Annotated in this window: 2 protein-coding genes; both read right to left on the reverse strand. The window is 65.8% G+C overall.

Features of this window, described 5'->3' with window-relative positions; all coding sequences use genetic code 11:
• Positions 1–19: 19 nt before the first annotated feature.
• On the reverse strand, positions 20–979 hold the full coding sequence (locus tag WAN71_RS20675; protein WP_422227117.1) for a metallophosphoesterase: 960 nt from the start codon (positions 977–979) through the stop codon (positions 20–22).
• Positions 980–1037: 58 nt separating this feature from the next.
• The coding region (gene ponA2 / locus WAN71_RS20680) for a transglycosylase/D,D-transpeptidase PonA2 (RefSeq protein ID WP_422227118.1) at positions 1038–2902 on the reverse strand (1865 nt) is incomplete at its 5' end.

Here is a 2902-nt window from a genome sequence, read left to right on the forward strand (position 1 = left end):
ACTCGTCGCAGAAGTAGGCTCAGTGTGCTGAATACGTTGGCTGCGAACGGCTGAGGTCGCTCCGCGAATCGCGGCCACCGGTCGGCGCCGCAATCAATGTCAGCAGGGTGGCTTCGGGCCTGCAGCAGAACCGCACCGGCGCAAATGGCGAAGTGCCGATCCCGGCGGAGACATGCAGGCGCATGGCGGCGCCCCAACGCGACGGGCCCTTGGCGCGGGAGCGGTCCAGACCCGAGTTGGTCACTAAGGCTCCGTAGAAGGGCAAGCACAGCTGCCCGCCATGGGTGTGGCCGGCCATCACCAGTTGGTAGCCGTCGGCGGCGAAGCGGTCCAGCACCCGGGGTTCCGGCGAATGGGTCAGCCCCAGCCGCAGATTGGCTGCCGGGCTGGCCGGGCCGGCAATTGCCTCGTAGCGATCCCGCGCGATGTGCGGGTCGTCCACACCCGTGGCCGCGATGTGCAGTCCCGACACCTCGAATTCGCGACGGTTGTGGGTGAGATCCAGCCAGCCGCGCTCGGTGAATGCGGCCCGCAGGTCCTGCCAGGGCAGCGGCTGACCGTGCACACGGTGACCCGGCTTCGTCAGGTAGTTCAGCGGGTTCTTCGGGCGCGGTCCGAAATAGTCGTTGCTGCCGAAGACGAAAATGCCTGGCAGCGAAAGCAGATCGCTGAGGCTCTGGATGACCGAAGGTACCGCCTTGGGGTGCGCCAGGTTGTCGCCGGTGTTGACGACCAGGTCGGGCTCCAAGCTGACGAGTTCGCGTAGCCACGCCTGCTTGCGGCGCTGACCGGGACGCATGTGGATGTCGCTGATGTGCAGCACCCGCAGCGGCGACGAGCCCGGCGTCAGCACGGGCATGGTCAGCTCTCGCAGCACGAACGCATTGCGTTCGATGATCGAGGCGTAGCCGATACCAGCGACGGCCGATCCGACCGCAATGGCGCCGGTGCTTTTCAGAGCGGAGTTGGCGGAAGGCATGCAGGCCAGCCTACTGCCGTACGTCGGATGGCATCAGGCCACACGCCATGAGACCTGCCTATGGCGGTGGCTGAGCCGGCGGTGGCGGCGCCAGGATTGGGATCGTGATCGGCGGCAGCCCCGGGATCTCGATGACTTGCGAGCCCACCGGCACCGGACCTAGGCCCTCGGGCGGCGGGGGCGGCGGCGGGATGCCGTTACTGGTTTGAATGGTGACCACCGCGCCCGGGATCGTCTGGCCGTTGGGTGCGGTTCCGACCACCTCGCCGTACTTCGCACTGCTGTTGATCGACGCAGTTTGTTCGGCGACCTGGAAACCGGCATCCTTCAAGCGGTCACGCGCCTCGTTGACGTCGAGACCCGCGACGCTCGGCACCCGAGAACCGGGGCCGCCTTCGACATACTGTGGGTCAGTCGGCGGCAGGTGCACGTCGCCGTAGATCGTGGCGATGGGCTTCATCGCGGTAAACCAGGTGCGGGCCGGCTCGTTACCGCCGTAGAGGTTGCCGTCGCCGCAGCGTCGCAGCGGCGAGGAGCACAGATCGGACGGCGAAGTCGAGTCGTCGTAGACGTAGTTGGCCGCGGCGTAGTGGTTGGTGAAGCCGACGAAGCCTGATGACCGGTGCGCCTCGGTGGTGCCGGTCTTGCCGGACACCGGCAGGTTCCACCCCGCCGCACCGGCGGACCCCGACGCAGTGCCGCCGCCCAGCGCGTCCTTGCTCATCGCATTGGCCAGAGTGTTGGCCAATCCTTCCGGCACTGCCTGGTCGCAGGCCTCGGTGGTGACCGCGACTTGATTGCCGTTACGGTCAATCAGCTTGTCGATGGGATTCGGTGGACACCACGTGCCGCCGGAGGCCAATGTCGCCGCGACGTTTGACAATTCCAGCGCGTTCAGCTCGAACGGGCCGAGCGTGAACGATCCAATGTTCTGCCGCTTGATGAAGTCGGCCAGGCTCTCGTTGCTATCGGGGTCGTAGTCGCGGGCGCTGCCGGGATCTCCGTAGGACCGCAGTCCGAGCTTGATCGCCATATCGACCGCGCGTGGCACTCCTACCAGCTGGATCAGCCGGGCGAACGCGGTGTTGGGCGAGGTGGCCAGCGCGTCGGTCACATTCATCGACCCGCGATAGTTGCCGGCGTTGATCACGCACCACGTGTCCTTGGGGCAACCCTTGGCGCCGCCGGTACCCATGCCCTTGGTCTGGAATCTGCCCGGCACTTCGAGTTGGGCGTTGATACCCATGCCCATCTGCATTGCCGCGGCGGTGGTGAAGATTTTGAAGATGGATCCGGCGCCGTCGCCAACCAGAGAGAACGGCTGCGCACGCATGGTCTCGCCGGCCTCGCTGTTCAACCCGTACGTGCGGTTGCTGGCCATTGCCACCACTTTGTGCGAGTTTTTGCCCGGCTTGATCACGCTCATCACACTGGCAATGCCCTCGAGGGTGGGGCTGGCGTAGGTGTCGATCGCGTGCTTGACCGGCTCCTGCACGTCGGGGTCCAAACTGGTGCGGATCAAGTAGCCGCCGAGGGCCAGCTGCTCCTTGTTGATGCCGGCACGGGCCAGATAGGCCTGCACGTAGTCGCAGAAGAACGCCCGATCACCCGCTGCGATGCAGCCACGCGGTAGCTCTTTGGGCTGCGGCAAGATTCCCAATGGCTCAGCCTTTGCGGCGCGCAGCGCATCGGCCTCATTGGGCAGGTTTTCAATCATGGTGTCCAGGACGAGGTTTCGGCGGGCCAGCGCGCCGTCGGGGTTGGTGTAGGGATTCAGCGCGCTGGTCGACTGGACCAGGCCGGCCAGCAGGGCCGCCTGCTGCCAGTTCAGGTCGGACGCGTTGATACCGAAGTACGTTTGCGCCGCATCCTGCACGCCAAAGGCGTTGTTACCGAACGACACCAGGTTCAGGTAGCGGGTCA

The organism is Mycobacterium sp., from assembly GCF_049280035.1.
GTDB lineage: Bacteria > Actinomycetota > Actinomycetes > Mycobacteriales > Mycobacteriaceae > Mycobacterium.